General features: G+C 45.4%; 18 protein-coding genes, 2 tRNA genes and 1 pseudogene (1 of these 21 only partly in view). 6 read left to right on the top strand and 15 right to left on the bottom strand.

All coding sequences use genetic code 11. The annotated features are described in order from the left end of the window. A pseudogene (istA, locus tag E0E47_RS17315) lies at positions 1-1,346 on the bottom strand (IS21 family transposase) (it extends 36 nt beyond the left edge of the window). A gap of 429 nt (positions 1,347-1,775) precedes the next feature. Further along, positions 1,776-3,437 carry an IS1182 family transposase gene (locus tag E0E47_RS08655; RefSeq protein ID WP_130893473.1) on the bottom strand — a complete coding sequence of 554 codons (1,662 nt, stop codon included), beginning with the start codon at positions 3,435-3,437 and terminating at the stop codon, positions 1,776-1,778. A 352-nt stretch (positions 3,438-3,789) separates the two neighbouring features. Between E0E47_RS08655 and E0E47_RS08650 the strand changes: the two genes are divergently transcribed. The 5 genes from E0E47_RS08650 to E0E47_RS08630 all read left to right on the top strand — a co-directional run bounded on the left by E0E47_RS08650 (position 3,790) and on the right by E0E47_RS08630 (position 9,022). Next, positions 3,790-5,226 carry a phage integrase SAM-like domain-containing protein gene (locus tag E0E47_RS08650; protein ID WP_130893472.1) on the top strand — a complete coding sequence of 479 codons (1,437 nt, stop codon included), beginning with the start codon at positions 3,790-3,792 and terminating at the stop codon, positions 5,224-5,226. Between the two features lie 38 nt (positions 5,227-5,264). Continuing rightward, positions 5,265-6,272 (top strand): virulence RhuM family protein/type II toxin-antitoxin system death-on-curing family toxin, encoded by a 1,008-nt coding sequence (locus E0E47_RS08645; protein ID WP_130893471.1) that lies wholly within the window; start codon positions 5,265-5,267, stop codon positions 6,270-6,272. 98 nt (positions 6,273-6,370) lie between these two features. After that, positions 6,371-7,210: a DUF6043 family protein gene (locus E0E47_RS08640; RefSeq protein ID WP_130893470.1), complete on the top strand. Its 840-nt coding sequence runs from the start codon at positions 6,371-6,373 to the stop codon at positions 7,208-7,210. Between the two features lie 182 nt (positions 7,211-7,392). Then, positions 7,393-7,707, top strand: a complete 315-nt coding sequence (locus E0E47_RS08635; protein WP_022125067.1) for a helix-turn-helix domain-containing protein — start codon at positions 7,393-7,395, stop codon at positions 7,705-7,707. Positions 7,708-7,711: 4 nt separating this feature from the next. After that, a complete protein-coding gene (locus E0E47_RS08630; protein ID WP_172604681.1) occupies positions 7,712-9,022 on the top strand; it encodes a DUF3987 domain-containing protein in 1,311 nt (436 codons plus the stop codon). Positions 9,023-9,080: 58 nt separating this feature from the next. On the opposite strand, the gene E0E47_RS08625 is transcribed toward E0E47_RS08630, so the two are convergent. From E0E47_RS08625 to E0E47_RS08565, 13 genes are all read right to left on the bottom strand, one after another. Next, on the bottom strand, positions 9,081-9,455 hold the full coding sequence (locus tag E0E47_RS08625) for a hypothetical protein (RefSeq protein ID WP_130893468.1): 375 nt from the start codon (positions 9,453-9,455) through the stop codon (positions 9,081-9,083). Beyond that, a complete protein-coding gene (locus tag E0E47_RS08620; RefSeq protein WP_172604680.1) occupies positions 9,443-10,102 on the bottom strand; it encodes an alpha/beta hydrolase in 660 nt (219 codons plus the stop codon). Before E0E47_RS08620 ends, E0E47_RS08625 begins: the two co-directional genes overlap by 13 nt. A gap of 74 nt (positions 10,103-10,176) precedes the next feature. Further along, positions 10,177-10,764 (bottom strand): porin family protein, encoded by a 588-nt coding sequence (locus tag E0E47_RS08615; RefSeq protein WP_130893466.1) that lies wholly within the window; start codon positions 10,762-10,764, stop codon positions 10,177-10,179. A gap of 50 nt (positions 10,765-10,814) precedes the next feature. Further along, positions 10,815-11,543, bottom strand: a complete 729-nt coding sequence (locus tag E0E47_RS08610; protein WP_130893465.1) for a carboxylesterase family protein — start codon at positions 11,541-11,543, stop codon at positions 10,815-10,817. Positions 11,544-11,568: 25 nt separating this feature from the next. Continuing rightward, complete coding sequence (locus tag E0E47_RS08605) at positions 11,569-11,916, bottom strand: Spy/CpxP family protein refolding chaperone (protein WP_117462653.1); 348 nt, start codon at positions 11,914-11,916, stop codon at positions 11,569-11,571. A 47-nt stretch (positions 11,917-11,963) separates the two neighbouring features. Beyond that, positions 11,964-13,316 (bottom strand): formylglycine-generating enzyme family protein, encoded by a 1,353-nt coding sequence (locus E0E47_RS08600; protein WP_130893464.1) that lies wholly within the window; start codon positions 13,314-13,316, stop codon positions 11,964-11,966. A gap of 20 nt (positions 13,317-13,336) precedes the next feature. Beyond that, positions 13,337-14,758 (bottom strand): formylglycine-generating enzyme family protein, encoded by a 1,422-nt coding sequence (locus E0E47_RS08595; protein WP_232038376.1) that lies wholly within the window; start codon positions 14,756-14,758, stop codon positions 13,337-13,339. A 12-nt stretch (positions 14,759-14,770) separates the two neighbouring features. Beyond that, complete coding sequence (locus tag E0E47_RS08590) at positions 14,771-15,214, bottom strand: hypothetical protein (RefSeq protein ID WP_130893463.1); 444 nt, start codon at positions 15,212-15,214, stop codon at positions 14,771-14,773. An 11-nt stretch (positions 15,215-15,225) separates the two neighbouring features. Beyond that, positions 15,226-15,555, bottom strand: coding sequence for a hypothetical protein (locus tag E0E47_RS08585; protein WP_130893462.1), 330 nt, complete (start codon positions 15,553-15,555; stop codon positions 15,226-15,228). A gap of 4 nt (positions 15,556-15,559) precedes the next feature. After that, positions 15,560-16,102, bottom strand: coding sequence for an RNA polymerase sigma factor (locus E0E47_RS08580; RefSeq protein ID WP_130893461.1), 543 nt, complete (start codon positions 16,100-16,102; stop codon positions 15,560-15,562). Beyond that, the gene (locus tag E0E47_RS08575; RefSeq protein WP_130893460.1) at positions 16,086-16,298 is read right to left on the bottom strand and encodes a hypothetical protein; all 213 of its coding nucleotides are present in this window, start codon (positions 16,296-16,298) and stop codon (positions 16,086-16,088) included. The genes E0E47_RS08580 and E0E47_RS08575 overlap by 17 nt, the downstream gene beginning before the upstream one ends. Positions 16,299-16,301: 3 nt before the next feature. Beyond that, entirely contained in the window at positions 16,302-16,661 is a 360-nt protein-coding gene (locus E0E47_RS08570) for a hypothetical protein (protein WP_130893459.1), read from the bottom strand. Between the two features lie 1,949 nt (positions 16,662-18,610). Continuing rightward, positions 18,611-18,683, bottom strand: a tRNA-Phe gene (locus E0E47_RS08565). 122 nt (positions 18,684-18,805) lie between these two features. Between E0E47_RS08565 and E0E47_RS08560 the strand changes: the two genes are divergently transcribed. After that, positions 18,806-18,878 (top strand) — tRNA-Pro (locus E0E47_RS08560). Positions 18,879-18,884 lie beyond the last annotated feature (6 nt).

Raw genomic sequence — 18,884 nt, 5'->3', positions numbered from 1 at the left:
TACATTTTTGTGGGTCAATGGAGTCGGGGAAGCCACGGCATGGCCAGAATGCTTTGGGCGGATATTGCATGGCACGCTCCACTTCCCGTAGATAGTTCAATACGATGTTGTCTATTTCCGAGGCACGCCGGAAGAGTTCCTCCAGGTCCTTGTCATAGGGGCCATAGTGTCCCGGCAGGTTGTGTTCCTTTTTCCAGGAATAAGCGTAAGGGATGTCACGGCGGTCGTGGGTGGCGACAAGGTCCATGCCACAGTATATTTCCACAGTGTCGGCATCATAGAGAGAATCGTCATGCGCCTGCCTACATACTCCTTTGGAACGCTGTAATGGTGCTTGAACAACGAGACGTAAGAGTTCTTCCCAACGGTCATCAGTTTCCTCTCTTTCACCACGTAACGTTTCAAGGGAAGCGGTCGAAGATGTCCTTCTCTCCCTGGAAGAACATTTCCTTGTGTGACATCTCTCGTACGGCCATTACCTTTTCATTGAAATCAAGCAGGGAGATACGGATGGCGGTATTGAGTTCCTCCAGGTTGGAGAATGTCATTCCCTCTATGTCAAGGTAAATGGAACGGTAGAGGAGCTTTACGGCATTTTCTACCAAAGCCTTGTCCTTGGGGTGACGTGCACGGTGGGATAGACCGCACAGCCGTATTATTCGGCAAAAGCGGCGAAATCATCATTGATGACAGGCTCGTTTGCGGTCGCTTCGTGTGACGGCAGCCTTCAGATTGTCGGGGACGATAGCCGCAGGAACGCCTTCAAAATATTGAATTGCATTCTCACATGCCTTTATCAGGTCTTCCTTGCCTTGCTAGGTATAATGGCTGAACGGAAGGGGGGCGACAAATACCTCGGCTTTCTTCGTCTCGCCCGTCATTTCATCAACGACTTCAAGCCTGTCACCGGCAAAGTCAATATACATCCGGTCTGCGGCATAGTGCTCGACGTGACCGACAACCTTAATGTGAAACCTGTATTCGAGGATAATCCGTTTGAAGGAAGACAACTGATAGCTGTCCGGATATTCGGTATGGTACTCCTTGAACAGCTTTCGGACACTCATACCTTTGCGTGACAGGCGGGATACATATCCGGGAAGCAAGGCCTCCAATTCAATCCTTTTGGATGAAGGCTCCCGATGCCGGGACACTGTGCAGCCGAACAGCTCATCCAACTGCCCATCGGGCAGGGAAAGAAACTGTTCGATGCTTTTGCCGCTTGAAAGGAACAAGCGGACATACTTGCGGACTGTATTACGGGAAGTATGAAACGTGGACGCCGTTTCCTTGATTCCCATACCGGCCGCATAACATCTTAAAATGTTTTTGATTCGTTTATCCATTTGTCTAGATTTTATTATCTCCCCAGTTACACTAGGAATAGGGTACTCAAATCTACACAAAAAATCTATAACAATAGGTGAGCCAAGTGGGCAATACTATTTTGCCAAAAAGGGTCAAAATTGCGTGGATTTTCCATTTGATGAAGAAAAGCACATTGAACGAGTTTCTTTTCATTTTTCCTACAGTTTTTCGTTGGACAAAAGTAGGAAACCATCCGCGTTTTCTTGATATGCAAAGCATTGCAAATCAGTGATAAAAACTCTAAATTGGTGGAGATTTTCGCTCCACCTTTTATCTTCACCTTTTGCTCCACCTCGAACGGTAATATTTTGCCGTTTTTTGCGTGCTTGGGAAAAACAAAAAGAGGTTGTGTCAAAACGTTGGCACGACCTCTTTTATATTTTAAGTTCTGCTATATTTTCTTTTGGCTATGCTGCTTTTTCCTCATGCATTTGGCAACAAGTTGCTATATTCCAATTATCTCGTGTTATAAATAGTCCCATAAACATATATTTGGCAACAGTAATGATTCCCTTTCCTTCTTTTATCAGTTTAGCACACATTTTTTTGATATTAAAGGCTATGGGAAAGAAAGCAAAGTCCATTGTAACCTTGTCTTTTCCCACATGCCGGAATCTTCTGTATGCCATGTTGTATTTCATTTGTCCAAACACAGCCGCCGGTTCTATACACCTCCTGCCTCTACGCTTGATACCTTCTTCTGAGAGCAACCTTTCCCGTGCCTGCCGTTTGTATTGATTTAATCGGTGGTTGACTTCTATAATACGGTTCCCCCGGGCTTTAAAACAACTGCCACGCAAAGGGCAACCTTCGCATCTTTTTGCTTTATACCGGGCACTTTCGGTGATGTATCCGCTCGCTGTCTTGTCACGTTTGGTTCCTATACGGTTCATGTGCTGTCCCATAGGACAAACGTAATAATCCTCCCCCTCATTGTAATGGAGACTTTCGGCATGGAACGGGTTGGGAGTATAACGGGGACGCTGTTCTTTATGGAAGTAATTGTACTTGATGAAGGCTTCTATCCCATTCTCCTGCATGAACCGGTAATTTTCTTCCGAACCGTAACCGGAGTCTGCCACACAGATATTCGGTAAACGGTTATAGCGGTACTGGAAAGAGTGGAAAAAAGGTATGAGGGTCAGTGTATCGGTAGGGTTGGGAAACAGACGGAAGTCCGTGATGAATTGGTTTTCAGTACCTATTTGCAGATTATATCCGGGTTTGGTCTGCCCGTTCTTCATGGCATCTTCTTTCATGCGCATGAATGTGGCACCAGGATCGGTCTTGGAATAGGAGTTACGTTCTCCAAGGGTATCAAGGTGATTGTCGTATTCTATCAGCTTGTCACGATACCCTTCAAGTTCCCTGGCCTGCTTCTTCTTTTCGCGCAGGGCTTCCTTTTCTTCCTTATCCTTTGTTGCAGGTTGGCGTTCCAGGGCTTCTTTAAGTTCATCCACTATATCAGAGAGCCTGCAGGGAGTAAACTCCAGGGATGTGTCTTTTATAGAGTTCTCCTGTGCAATGGCTTCATCCACCTGCTCCAAGAGAATACGGATTTTATCCATTAGTCTCGTACGGTTCCGTTCGACTCTCTTGCGCCAGACAAAAGTATATTTGTTGGCTTTGGATTCAATCTTTGTCCCGTCGATATACTCCACATCAAGGCTGATGAAACCTTTATCGGAAAGGACAAGAACCAACTGGGTAAATACATTATTTATTTCCTCCTTTACACGGTTACGAAAACGGTTGATCGTGATAAAATCCGGATGCTCATTACCGGCAAGCCAAATATAATGAATGTCACGAAGGAGGTGCTTCTCTATTTTACGGCAAGAGTGGATATTATTCATATAGGCGTAGATTATCACCTTAAGCATCATTTTAGGATGATAAGGACAACGGCCCGTTTCCTTATAAAGCTTCTTGAAACTCTCAAGATTGAGATTGTCAATAACTGCATTCACGATGCGGACCGGGTCGTTCGCAGCTATGTTTTCATCAATTCTTTGTGGAAAAAGAACGGTTTGGTTGGGTATGTAAGGACGAAAATGTAACTTTGCCATAACGAAAAACTTTATGCCTAAAGATACGAATACTTTGGGTAATAACAAAGCCCGGGCTTGAGAAAGTCTGGGTTTTGCGCATAAAAAAAGGCTGTGTCAGAGTTTTGACACAACCTCTTTACTGTATTTTGCTTTTCTTCAAAGTGGTGCCACCAGTACTATTAAGGTTAAATTGCAATCAACTTGATTAAAGTAGAATAATCGTGAAATAGCTGATTATCAATCATTTTAAATTATGGTAAATATACATCACTTGAATTAAATGTGATTTTTATAGGTAACTTTATAGGTAACTATAGGGAAATTTTGTATCTTTGTAAGTGTAATATTATCCACTAAAAACGATTGGGTTATGGCAAAAACACTTTCCAGATTTTATTTCCTCAAAAAGGATGAGCATAAAGAAAAGGCTACTCTTTTTGTAAGAGTACAGGACCCAAACAGAAGGATTGATGTGCAGTTTACTACACGTATTCAGGTAGGGGTGCCGGAATGGAAGGCTGCTGTAGCAGATGAAGATTCATTGGCACGGCATCGTAAGCAAAACCCGAAACTGCATGATAAGTTAGGACGGATTGAAGTGATGCTGGAACGTGAGATGTCAGCTCCCAAATTTGATAGACAGCACGTCAAATCGGAAATATTGGCCATTTCCGATCCGGAAAGGTATGAAATCATACGTGCTCAGGAGGAAGCGGAACAACATGCGAGGCAAGAGGAGGAACGTATCCGGCAAGAACAGGAGCGGCTTATTCAGGCAGGTATTGCGGCAGAGAAAGCCAAGATATGGAATTATCTTTCAGATTTTTGTGCTGAAATCAAGTCAGGTAAGCGCTTGAATGGGAACGACAGGTATTCTTCCGGGACTGTAAAGGCTTGGCACAGTTTCATGAGGCTATATGGTTGCTTTGATAAAAAGCATCAATATACATGGGGGATGGTGAATCGGGAATTTGTCGCCAAGTTTTTAGCATTCATGGAGAAGGAAGGTTATATGGTTACTGCACAGAATAAATATCTGGTGACCCTTCGAGCACTTATCGGTTATGCTTATACGGATGGCATACATGACAACGACCGTGCGACCCAGTGCTTTTCAAAAAAGAAAATTGAGGAAAAAGACAAGGCTGCCGAGATTTATCTGACTTCAGACGAGTTGCAAGCCTTGTATGAAATGCCACTGACCGGACTCCAGGAACAGGTACGTGATGTCTTTCTGGTGGGCTGTTATACCTGTCAGCGAGTAAGTGACTACAGCAACATTTCCCCTGACAGTTTTACAACTACGGCCAAAGGGACACCTATTATCCGGCTTGTGCAACAAAAAACTCATACGGAAGTAAAGATTCCCATTATGAATCCGAACTTGCAGGCTATCTGTGAAAAGTACAATTATAACCTGCCTTCTGTGGTTGATGTCATTCTCAACCGTTATATCAAGGAAATCCTAAAGGAATTGTCTGAAACGGTTCCCTCTTTGACTGCAAAGGTTCATACCAAGTTGACCATGAAGCAGCGGAAGCAGGAAGCAGATGGAAAAATTAATGTGGAGAGGAACACTAAGGGAGAAGTGATGATGCCCCGTTACAACTGTGTCACTACGCATACAGCCCGTCGTAGCGGTATCACCAATATGTATCTGACGCACAAATACACCATCTTGCAGATGATGCACGTAAGCGGACATAAGACGCAGAAGACTTTCATGGATTACATCAAGCTCTCTTCCGATGAGATTGCGGATGAGATTGATGCTATTGCCAATGGTGCGAAAGCTGATGTGTTTTAAATAAGATTATAAATACAACAAATTGAAAATCATATATTATGGATAATTTGAACCAAACAGATAGCATCGTTATATACCAAACTACAGATGGTGAGACCTGTATAGATGTTAAGTTTCAAGATGAAACCGTTTGGCTATCTCAAGCGCAAATGGCGGAGTTGTTTCAGAAGGACAGAACAGTCATCGGACGTCATATCAATAATATATTCAAGGAGGGAGAACTTGAAGAAAGCTTGGTATGTGCAAAATTTGCACATACCAAGGATTATGGTCGTAGAGAAGGGTTTACCCAGCGTACAGAAACCACCCTTTATAATTTGGATGTAATCATTTCTGTGGGTTATCGCGTCAAGTCAAAACGAGGTACCCAATTCCGCATTTGGGCAAACAAAATATTGAAGCAATACCTGCTTCAAGGTTATGCCATCAATGAGCGCATAGCCAGTCAGAAGTTCGATGAACTCAGCCAGTTGGTCAAGGTGCTGGGACGTACTATCCAGAATCAGGAGAAGTTGACCGAGGATAGCCGTTCGCTGCTCAATGTCGTGGTGGATTATACTTATGCACTCGATACGCTCGATCGTTACGACTATCAGGAGTTGACGATAGAAAAGACCACACCCCGGGCAGCCTTTCATGCCACTTACGAAAATGCCATGGAGGTGATTCGCCAGCTTCATGAGAAGTTCGGAGGCAGCCCGCTTTTCGGCAACGAGAAAGACGACTCGTTCAAAAGCTCCATCGGGCAGATATACCAGACCTTCGGAGGCGAGGACCTTTATCCCTCGGTTGAAGAGAAGGCAGCCATGCTGCTTTACCTTGTCACCAAGAACCACTCCTTCAGCGATGGCAACAAACGTATCGCTGCCACGCTGTTCCTGTGGTTTCTCAATGGCAATTGCATCCTTTACAATGAAGACGGCACCAAGCGCATAGCAGACAATACCCTGGTGGCGCTCACCCTGATGATAGCGGAAAGCCGTACTGAGGAAAAGGACACCATGCTGAAAGTGATTGTAAACCTTATCAACCAGAACAACAGATAGGGAAAATGACATCTGTTCAGCAGATTTATGTTGTGCATTTCTTTTTTGACAGGCAAGGCACTTATCTTTGCCTTTTTCAACCCTAAAAAAGATTTGCCATGAAAAGAAAAGAAGAAGCTCCGGCCAAAGGAGCGGACACGGTAAAGGAGTGGATGGAAGCCCATCCGCAGGAATATGCCCAGTTTGCAGCCAAAATGAAAACGGAAGGAATAGGAGGCGTACTGAAATTGGGTGAGGATGCTTTCCGGCTCTCTCCGGATTTCCAGCAGGAGGTGGAACGGATGGTTACCACCGGGCGGTTTGATGTTTCCTCCTTGTTGGAACACCTGACATTGTCAGACTTTGCAGAAAACTACTTGAGGGAAAAGAATGAGGACCACATGGCCATGGCAGCCTGGGTGAAGTACGGAGAGTCAGCTCCGGAACAGGTGGCCGACGAACTGGATAAGGCAGTCGTGGCACAGGACAAACGCACATACAGGGAGATGCTCTCCAGCCTGTTCAAACTGTTCTGGGGAAAGTTCTTTCAGCGGGTCGAACTGCACCGCAGATGCCGGGAAGCGGAAGGAAGAGAAACCTTTACGGCAGAAAGTTTCCAGCACATGCTTGCCTCGCAGGATGAGAACCGGGTAAAGCGTATCGGAGCATGGCTGGGCTATGGCCGTAGCGGCATGGATATAGCCCATCTGTATTTCGCACTGGCAGAAACGGCGGAAATCAGCTCCAAGGTGGCCGTGACCGACTTTGTTGCATCCTTGAAGGCAGCCTACCCACAACATTCAATCGTAGGACACCGCCAGGTACAGAAAAGCGTCAATTACCTGAAGAACCTTTCTCCCAACCGGAAGCAATACGGCAAGGATGAACCCGAGCATCGCTTTGCCATCGACATCATCAAGACCGAAGTACTGCTCCTTTCCACTGAAACAGCCGACTGAAATCAATTCTTTTCAATTCGTTCAGTTCGTTTTCGGGTCAGCGAACTGAACGAACTCTTATTTCTTTTAAATTCGGCTGATTGCCAGTTACTTTTGCGCCATCGTTCTGTGTTGGAACGATGGCGCTTCTGTTTTCAATCCGTCCGCAGAAGCCGTCAGAACCCGGACGGAAACCAGTATGTATGGAAGATTTATTCAACATCCTCAGTGAGGGTAAAGCCCATGTGAGAGTGGAAATGGATGCTGCAGACCTCAAGGCATTTTCCGATGAACTAATCCGCCGTGCCAAGGATGAACTCGGCTCGATGGTGGAAGCTGCCCGTAAGGAGCGCATGCTATCCAAGGCAGAAGTAAAGGAACTGTTCGGTGTATGTGATGCCACCCTGTGGCATTGGGACAGGAAAGGCATCCTCAAACCTGTCAAGACCGGCAACAAGGTGCTTTATCCCGAGTATGAAGTGCGCAAGGCACTTGGACAACGCAACCAAATCCTATGAGCTTATGGAGAATCCCATTCTTTTCCCTCTGGGTATATTTCCTGCGTCCGTAAGGCATATCGTGGAATCCCTGCAGAAGTATGAGCACTATCAGGTGGACTTTACGGCTGTTTCTTTTTTCACTGCATTTGCAGCCGCCATGGGCAATACCTGGTCAGCCCGTTTCATGACCGGATGGGTCAGCCGTCCCATTCTCTATGTGGTACTGGTTGGCCCGCCCAGCTGCGGCAAGACACCTCCGCTGCGTCAGGCGGTAGCCCCGCTGCTCAAACTGGACGAAGCTTCAGATCGTATCTATGCACAGGAAATCAGGCAGTACCGCAAATGGGAGAAACTGACTGCCAAACAGCGCAAGCAGCAGTCGTTGCCCGAAGAAATGGAAATGCCACAGCGCAAGTGTCACGTGGTGGTCAACTCCACCATCGAGGCTCTTGTGTCTGCTTTGCGCGACAATCCCCGGGGCGTACTCATCTACAATGACGAAATAGACAGCCTGCTCTCCAACTTCAACCGCTACAGCGGTTCGGACGAAAGCTATTTTCTCAGCCTGTTCAGTGGTACTCCCTTCAAATACACCCGCAAGTCGAACAACGAGTACATCTTCCTGCCCAATCCTTACTGCTCCATTATCGGCTCCACCCAACCCGGCATGCTCTCCTCGCTGTTTGGCGGGAAACGCTCGCAGAACGGCTTTTCCTCTCGTTTCCTGAAAGTCTATCCGGATATAGCAACCATGCCATCCTGGAACGAGGCTTCCATGCCGGAAGAAGTCCTGGATGAATGGGAACGCATCATCCGCCAGGCGGATGCCGTTCAGCCTCCGGCAGGACAGGAGGGGAAGACAAATTCCCTTGAACTTTTCTTTTCGCAGGCAGCCAAACAGTGTTTGATCAGGTGGAAGAATGAGGTGAACAGCCGTATCTATGTGGAGTCAGAAAGCGAGGCGGAGAAAGCCCTCTGCGGCAAACTGGAAACCTACCTCATCCGCTTCTGTCTGGTCATTCAAGTCATGCGTGGCATCTGTGGAGAAGCCGACATGAACGAGATTGACGAAGAAAGCGCCGACCGTGCCATCCGGCTGACGGAATATTTCCGTGCCATGGAGAGCCGTATAGCGCCGGAAATGGAAGTCGGGATGCTGGACCTGCGGCACACCGAACTGCTTTCCCTCCTGCCTTCCTCGTTTACCACCTCCGAAGCGGTAGGTATCGGCAAGCGGATTGGCCTCTCGGAATCTACCGTCAAGCGTTTCCTGCGGGAGGGTGCCCGTGAATTTATCCGGAAAGAGGCGCACGGCCATTATTGCAAAATCTAAAAAGGTCAATGACACTTTGACCTTTTTGACACGATGACACTTTGAACCACTATTTTTATTAGTTTGGAAACAGATAAGGAAGCGCATTGTAGAAGTATTCGGTCAAAGAACCGAAGACATGGCGAGCACCTTCCTGTTCGTGAAACGTAAGATGATTTACGTCAAATACATCCGTAATTTGAGCCATAGCCTGTACTTGTGTCCAAATCCTATCATAAGCCACATCGTCCGTTCCGCTGCATGCCCAAATGTAGAAATCATTTCCTGACGGTGATGAAGAACGAATGATGTCTGCCAAATGAGCCGCAGTCTCATCCGGATAGTCCATTCCGGCAAAACGCCCCAGTGACCACCCATCGGAACTTATCGGCATGAAATACTTGAAACAGTCCAGTGTACATTCTAACGCATACCAGGTGGTTACCGCTCCCATGGAGAAACCTCCGATGGCCCGATGATTTCTGGAAGCCTGCAACCCTGCAACCCCTCGAAGTCCGTTTGCTGAGCGTATGTACGGTAACGGCTCTCTACCAACGGAATCAGGTCGTTGACCAGTTCCTGAGGAAGAGCCTTGCAATAGGGGTCAGCATCAGGATAGTAATCGACAGGAGTACCATATACATAACTTGTGGATACCACGATAACCGGAGACATGTCTCCCTTTGCTATCAGGTGGTCAAGCAAGTTTCGCATCATGCCGTTCTCGTTCTGAAAGAAGGAGGCTGCTGTTTCTCCATGCCCATGTACGAAATAGAACACATCATAGCATTCATCGGATGATTCCTCATACCCATACGGCAGGTAGACATAGGCCGTATTTGAGCGCATTTCACCGTTCCCATCAACATAGTTGTGGGTGTCATAGTCAATTTGCACCACGCTTCCCTGGGAATCGGATTCCTCCAGATATTCGGCTGGAACGGAACTGGTCTTGTTTAAGAGCGAGGTGTATCCCGACGAAATCTCAGCTTCTGTTTCCTGTTCTGAAGGTGTAGCAGCATACGCTTCCTCGTTTTCATGGCAAGCTGTCAGGCACAGACCAAGCAATAAAGTTTTAATAGTCATAGAAAATGTACACATAGTAAATCTGTTTTTCGGTTGCATAAATATTATTCTTTGATTGTATATTATACCGCATTTAGTTGATTATTATACTAACGTATCGTATAAGTAAGACTGAGCATCATATATGGTTCCAGCACATTGCTTGATATATAATCACAGTAGTTGCTTTCCAGCCGATGTGTAAAATTCCGGTTCTGTTTGAGTACATCAAAAGCCTCCAGTTTGATTTCTGCAGCATTGTTTTTCAGGAATTTCTTACCTAAAGACAGATTCCATAGACAATAATCTTCCGTACCCGTATCCAGACCTGTGTAACCTACATAGTTAAACGTACTGCGCAAAGTAAGCCCCCAAAAGAACATACAACCCAGTTTGACAGAAGCGGTATGAGTGATGTAATCGTTGCTTGTAGCTTCATCAGATGAACTGAATATATTGTTGATGGCCGCAGAGTAAGAGGCTGTAAAATCTATATTCTTATTGATATTGCTTCCGATAATTATTTTAGGTATTAAGTTCAGTTCACGTGTGTCGCTTGTCACCCCATTAAAGACAGTGGGGGTATTGGTGTAATTGGCAGCTATGCTGACATTGATATTGCTGCGGATTAAATCAAGCGGAAATCCGTAAGTCAACACATTCACCCAAAAAGAGAAAGCAGGATTTAATTTTACCAATAAAAGCGGCTACCGATGAATCTTTTTTCAACGAAGATTATTAGGACCGGCTATTTGCTTGAGCGTATATGATTGAAAAGCCAAATGAGTCGTTTGTCGGTATAGCTCTCTGTGCAAGTCTTAATATGTGACCAACCGTTTTCCACGTCAAGTATAGCTTCCCCATTCAGTTCCTTTAATCGTTTCATAAAAGAAATGACTGGAGCAATGTCCATTAGCTTATCGCCAGTCCCCATCACCGTGCAGACCGGAGTATTGGCGAGCAGAGCAGCATCTATTGTGTCGGGATTTCCGGCTACCGGCATAACGGCGGCAAACAGGTAAGGATAGGCAGATGCCATTTTCCAGGCCCCTGTACCTCCCATAGAACCGCCTACTAGATAGATACGGTCTGGATCCACTTTTCCCTTGTTCATGTATTCATCAACAAGATTTTTTATAATCTCATTTGTCTGGACTCCCCACGTAAGGGAGTCCGGACATTGAGGTACAATCATAAAGGCATTGATACAGTTTCTGCAAAGGTAATCGGCAATCGTATAGATTGCATCTTCATTCATTTGTCTGACATTATCACTTCCACGCTTTAGTCCGCCATGCAAATAGATTACCAATATCGGTTTCTGTTGTGTGCCACCGGCTGTTATCACCGTTTCCCTGTAAGGAAGTGTGATGTTATTATATGACCATACATTGAAACTGAAGTCTGAATCTGTATATCTGCATGGTGTAGCTGATGCCCAAATGCTCATGTACAAAAGAATAGTTAGGATTATCATGCGCTGCCGCTGTATTCGCAGTAAATCATTCTTTCGACTGCCCACGCTTTCCTTTCTTCATGTCAGCGATTGACTGTTCTATCATCTGCTTGTAGGTCGTTTGCTGTTCGGCAGTCAGCAGAAGGCAGATGTCCGCCGTCAGTTTTTCTAGGGCTTCCCTGCGCTTTTCACGGGGATATTTCTGCTTGTTGAAATCTGCATACAATTCACGGATTTTCGTTTTCTGCTCATCGCTCAGGGTCAGCTTTTCATCCATTTCCTTGATGCGCTGTTCAGTCCGCTGTTGCGCAGTGAGCTTGGTTTTACTTTCCTGTGCAGATACCTGCAAAGTGGTAGCGATGGCAATGGCCATCATTAAAAACATTCTTTTCATACTAAATTTCTATTATGAGTTGATAAAAAGTAGATAATAATCTTTGTCTATTTGGATTGGGGAGTATCTGTTCTGACAACCCGGAACCCCACATTGGCATAGCCTTTGTTTCCGGATCGCACATCGTCCGATTTCTCGCTGCGGCAGTCGTCACGTTTGGCATCCCAACTGCCCCCTTTCACAAGATACTGTCCGTCGACGTCCGTTGAAGTGGTCCACTCCCAGCAGTTGCCCCAAAAGTCAATCCCTCCGCAGGCACCGGTAGATTGCTTGTAGGCATCTACGGCAGTCAGCCCCGACTCCACATGATTGGCATTCATGGCTACATCTTTAGGCATGTGTCCGGCACCCAAGATCCATTCTTCTTCACTGGGCAATCGATAGATATGCTTGCTATCCTGAGCCGTCAGCCATTGGCAGTAGGCTTGGGCATTCTGGAGGGAAATGTTCACTACCGGATAATTGTCCTGCCCTGATTTGTAAGTGAAACCGGGTTTAAAGGCAGCATACTCGGCATTGGTGACGGGAGCATACCCGATATAAGCCGTTGCATCAGAAGCCCCGCGCAACACCATCCACGCATCCTTCGGATTATCGTCCCTTCGGGGGTCGATGAAACGGAGGAACTGCTGCCGGATTCGTGTTTCCCGGTTCTCCACCATCTCATCAACAATGCCCTGCATGTGTTCCACAATGCTGTAAGTACGGGCTTCGCGTTCCAGTTCGCGCAGCTTGTTCTTCTTTCTGGCCACTACTTTGTCGTAGCGTACCCCCATCTGGTCAAGTAACGCCTGCCTGTTGGCTTCCGTCGGATTCTTCCTGTATAGGACGAAGAGCTTATGTGTCTTGGAGTCCATCTTAGGCCGTCCTTTTTCCACCAGCGGTGCACCGGGCTTGTCAAACTCCAGTTCACTTTCCACCAAATCATCAGGACTGATGAACCTACCCGACTCTACTTGCTGATGTACTCCGAAATAGTGCGCTACCAGACCGTCCTTGTAAATGGAGAACCTGTATCCTCCATACAGATTGCAGGGAAGGGTGGAAATGTAGTAGTCCTTTCCGGGAGTAAACCCGGTCTTCTCAGTGGAGGTATAGGTTATGATGGTGCTAGTATGCGCCATGTCACCGATTACGGTTCTTCCTTGGGCATCCTGACGGGTGATTGCCGTACCAGCCAGCGGAAGACCGTCCACACTTTCCACTTCTATCTTCGTCACGCCCGTCATCGGAAGATTGAACCGGATGCCACAACGCTGTTCGGCACTCCCTTCATACCCATCTTCCTGGTCGGTCTGATGAATCGATACTGTTATTTTTGAGTTGCTGTCATCCTTCTGTGCGGACACAACAGTGGCCGTCACAATGGCAACAGCCATTGCTAAAACATATTTTTTCATCCTGTAATGTGGTTAGATAATTAGAAAAGATCCGTTCTTACGACTCTGAAACCGACGTTGGCATAGCCTTGGTCTCCGGAACGAACGACGTCTGATTTTTCGCTGCGGCAATCATCGCGCTCAGAATCCCAGCTGCCGCCCTTGATAATATACTGTCCCTCAGCATCCGTTGAAGTGGTCCATTCCCAACTGTTACCCCAGAAGTCAATGCCTCCGCAAGCTCCGGTGGTATGGCTATAAGCGTCGACTGCAGTCAGCCCTGCCTCTACATGACCTGCATTCATCGAAACATCCTTGGGCATGTGTCCGGCACCTAAGATCCATTCTTCATCGGTCGGCAGACGGTAGTTGTGCATCGGGTCATTCTGCGCCAGCCAATTGCAATAGGCTGCGGCTTCCTCTACGGTGACATTTACCACCGGATAATTATCCTGTCCGTCTTCATAGGTAAAGTCTGACTTGAATGCTGCATATTCCGCATTGGTAACGGGAGCATAACCGATGTAGGCATTGGGAGCGGAAGCCCCTCTCAGCACCATCCACGCATCATCCGGATTTTCATCATTTCGAGGGTCGATAAGACGCAGGAACTGCTGTTCAAGCCGGATGTCACGGTTATCTACCATCTCGTCCACAATCTCCTGCATTTCTTCCACCACATCCAAGGTGAGGGCTTCTCTTTCCAGTTCGCGGAGCTTCGCTTTTTTGCGGGCTACCACTTTATCATAACGAACACCCATTTGATCCAGCAAAGCCTGCTTGTTTTCCTCTGTAGGGTTCTGCTGATATTGACGGAGAAGTGCCGTAGTCGTAGCATCCAGTTCCGGTCGTTCTTCTTCAACAAGCGGCGCATCCGGGTCGTCAAACTCCAATTCACTTTCAATCAGGTCAGCGGGTGTGATGAATGAACCCAACTCCACCGTTTGATGCACACCAAAATAATGTGCCACGAGGCCTTCCCGATAGATAGACAGGCGATAGCCTCCATAAAGGTCGCAAGGCAAGGTAAAAATGGAGTAGTCTTTTCCGGGAGTCAATCCGTTTTCATCCGGAGCATTGAAGACCAGGATTGAGTTGGCGTTTTCCACTTCTCCGGTCAACGCTTCCTCTGAATCTCCCCATTGAATACCTGTTGTTCCGGCCAAGGCATAGCCGTCTACACTTTCCAACTCTATTTTAGTGATTCCAGACAGCGAGAAATTCAGTTTCAAGCCACTGAACAGGCTTTGTATATCCTGTGAACTCGGGAGGTTCGTTGCGGTGATTCCCTTTTCGTCATACCCTTCAGAACCCGCCATCTGTTCGGCAAGAACAGTCAAGGTTGGATTTCCGCTGCCGGATACTTCTCCCGGTTGGTCTGTAATCTCATCACTGTCACAAGAAGACATAGCTGTCGTCATGAAGAACGACAAACAAAATATGCCAAAAGCTTTCAATTTCATAATTTTCATTTTTTATTTACGTTTATCTTTATTTTGGGAACGTTGAAACAGCCGGTTCATCATTCTTCTTTCCAATACATATACTTTTTCTATTTGCGTGGGAGTCAGAAATTTGCTGTACTTTAAATAATACTTCTTACGTAGGTCAAGTATCTTCTGACTATGGGCAAACCTTTCGTTCATGGCCTGTTCTGCCTCTTTATCCGAAAGATGAGACTTCTCTCTTTTCGGCCGTGGACCCAATGCCCAGATTTCTTTCTGGAACTGGCAGAAGGTTTCTACAAACTGCCGGGTTGTTTCATCATCCATCGCCATTTCATTGGCGATGAACTGAGCCTGTGTTTCGGCCAATTGTTCACGGGTTATGCGCTGTTGCTCACCCTTTTGGGCATACAGGTTTGCATTCGATGCCATCATGGCTACAATAAGCACAACTACTTTAATGATGTTCTTCATTTCTTTTGTCTTTATTCATTCATAAACAGATCATACTGATAGGTCGTAAACAGGTAATCCTGATCGCTGCTGCTCAGATTCGCAAATGCTTCTTCCACATCTTCGAACGATTTCTTCGTCTGTGTATGGAAGGGGGCAAATACAATCACCAGTGCGATGCTGGCAGCTACCAAACCTCCCGCCAGTGAATACCACAGCTGCAAGTTGCGTTTGGGTTTTAAGGGACGCACCTCCTGTTTGATGCACTGCATGATGCTGTTCTCCATATCGTCGAAGAATCCGTCTGGAGTGGTATAGGGCATTCGCTTTCCTATGCGGTCAAAATCAAATTTTTCTTTCATACACTTAATTATTAGCATTCATAAACTTAATAATCTTCTCTTTGGCAATATGATAGCTGGATTTTACTCCGTCTGCCGTAGAACCGATGATGGCGGCAATCTCATCATATCCCAACTCATTATAGTATCTTAGGTTAAAAGCCAGCTGCTGCTTGGTTGGCAAGGATAAAATGGCTTTTTGCAGTCTGACAGCCTCCAAATCGCTGTAATCCACGTACTCATCAGCCATCAGACCTCCCCACTCACCAGATGATTCATCCAGCGAAACCTGCTCGTCTTTGTAACGGCTGAGCAGCCGCAAGGCCTCGTTGGTAGCAATCCGGTAAATCCACGAACGCAATGAACACTCGCCTTTGAAATCGGACAAGGACCGGAACACCCTGACAAATGTTTCCTGGGTTGCGTCCTGTGCATCCTCATGTGCTACGACCAGCCTGCGTATATGCCAGTAAACGGCTTCCTTGTATTTCTTCATCAGACAGCGGAAGCCGGTTTCCGAGTCTTTGACTATCAACCTCACCAGTTCCTTGTCATCCATTACGTTCATAATTTATCGCAGGTTCTATTGTAGTATAAGCAGCAGACGCATTAAATGAGGCATTACCTATGTTCTGTTGGTAATAAAGCATACAATGTCTGTGATGGTGGTGATGGCGGGCTTTGCGCACAACCACACATGATTGCATCAAAAGCAGAACTGTCGCTCCAAATATCCATAATTTCCAGTTTCTCTTTTTCTTCATATTCTATTGCCTTTTGATATACACTTTCTTTTTTCCTCTGATTACAAGTCGTATCGGCTTTTTCTTATCTATAGCAAAAGCGTCAAGTTCCGCTTCCGCTGATGCCATGCTAAGTTGCGTCATTTTTGCATATTGCCTGATGGTAAGGTGCTCATGCGTTTCCAAATAAGCTATAGCCATTGCCAAACGCTCCTTTTGATTGAAACGGTTACTGACATGAGATACCACATTTGGTTGAACTACAACGGTAACAACCCGATTGGGGCGATAATACCGATGCCAATGTTGTGCATTTGCAGATCCGCAAACCAATATCATTGCGATTGCCAGTATTCCGGCTTTCCAGTTTCTTGTTGTACACATAGTATTTCTATTATTTCGTTATACTTTCATATTTCACGTACCTTTCGTGAGCTCATTTTAATGGACGTTCTGTAATAAAGACCTTCTGAAACCATAAATGTAAAATCAGACGGATATTTTTTTTCAATGCTCATTGTTTTAGGCATTTGGATGGCTTATCACATAATATCTTAATCCAAGGAGACAATGAATGTAGATTAACAGTAATAGAATCTTTTATCCTTGATACCTTAGTATTAGTGTTGGACAAAACAAAAGTATCTATATGCGAATATAGTAAGAACTTGCCTATTATGCTATCATGCTATTAGAGTCATGTGATTTGTAGAATCAAATATTGTAGGATACAGGAGTTGAGGAACTGTTCGTTTTTTTTAAAACGTCCTCTTTCGCAAAGCGAAACAGCGATTAATCGCTCCACTGCGGTAGCAGTCGGCAAGTCACTTTTGAGGGGGCAAAACGAATTTTGTACCCACAAAAGTACAACTTGCTTAACAAATCCTGCAAGCCTAAATTGACTACTAAAGGATAGTTTACCAGCCTGATTCTTCAGGCTTTTACCAAGGTGTAATAGACTCAGAAACTTGTTTCCCTCTTGTTGTTGACACCTTTGCTTGCTGATACCATGGTCGTGGCAACTTTGCGTATTGGGATGCTCAGTCAATCATGGCGAGCGTTCAATATACAAGAGTGCCATGCACTTTGTGTTCGAGTTATGTAAGTCTTAGGATAGTCTTGTATATGGGTTCGGAGTTCTGAAGGCTGATGGTTATCAAGATAAGGATTTTTTGTGTGTAGTTCCTGGTACATGGGAAACACAAGCTTTGTGCACAAAGAAACGGAAATCTATGATACTTGGTGTTTATGGTAAATTGAATTTTGAATCATCGGATTACTGTAAGATCTGAAAAGTAGACAATCTGGGAAAATCCCGAAAAGTGGTCGACGGCTATACGGGGAGGCGATAGCCTATTTTGCAGACAGAGCCAAGCAAGTTGTACCCTTGTCATTACAAAACGAGTTTGTCCTCACAAGGGTAACTTGCCGATTTCTGCGCAACGGAGCGAATAAATTCGTTGTTTCGCTTCGCGAAAGAGGGAGAATCAATGAATGTTGAATCTGTAAACTTAACTCTTTGGGGACTTCGGTCCTACGATGCAATGAACGGATAAAAAACTGCTTGATAAACCGGATGTCATCCGTTCAAAGTTCTGCCTTTATTTGTTGCAGCAGACAATAATTCAAGTTCTTTATGTTAGACGGAACATTAGATTTCGGGTAGATGAACCGGTGTTTGCCGTATTGAACGTAGAGTGTAAGCTGATCAATTGAGGTTATGGCAGACAAGAAAAGGAAATGGAGCAATTAGGAAATGTCTGGATATGGAATGGGAATATCATGATGAAAGGAAGCTATGGTTCATACTCTATTAGAATAATGAACTGAAATATTCCGGTCAGTGGTTTGCGTGTTCAGGGGAAGTGAATACGAGCATCATTGGAAAGGGTCAAAAGGTCAAAAAGTTCAATAGAGTTTATACAGAATAAGGAACATGGCTATTGGTTATCAGTGCACTAAAACCTTATTCGATATAATGTCTAATAAGGTCAAAGTGTCATCGTGTCATTGGGGTTATTGTGTTTTCTTTGTTTATGATGCACGTTCAAGGTGGTGTGTCTAATTTACGGGATTGTGCTTCTATGATGCTTTCGGAACGAGAGGGAAAAGAATGTACTACGAATAAGAAGGGTGTGAGTGCTGGCCTTTTTTTTATTGGCGCTTTAATCGGTTTGAAGATTAAAAGGAAGTCTTTAATGGTATTTAATCAAGGCGATTTAAACAGTTTCAGATGATTACCTTATAGGTAACTTTATAGGTAACTCAGCGCTATCTGCTAAAACGAAAAACTCCGAAACGCTTGATAATGAAGCATTTCGGAGTTTTGCAGGTGGTGCCACCAGGAATCGAACCGGGGACACAAGGATTTTCAGTCCTTTGCTCTACCAACTGAGCTATGGCACCGACTTACTTCGGTTTTGCGAGTGCAAAGGTAAGGCAAAAAGAGGTTCAAACAAAATATTCCAAGAAAAAACTACGAATATTTTTTTGTTTCAGAAAAAAACTCTATCTTTGCACTCGCAAAACGGAAAGTAGCGCAGTTGGTAGCGCACTACGTTCGGGACGTAGGGGTCGGGCGTTCGAATCGCCTCTTTCCGACATGAA

The organism is Paraprevotella xylaniphila YIT 11841 (genome assembly GCF_900683745.1).
GTDB lineage: Bacteria > Bacteroidota > Bacteroidia > Bacteroidales > Bacteroidaceae > Paraprevotella > Paraprevotella xylaniphila.
The sequence above is the reverse complement of the archived record's forward strand: the minus strand, read 5'-3'. Positions and strand labels throughout refer to the sequence as shown.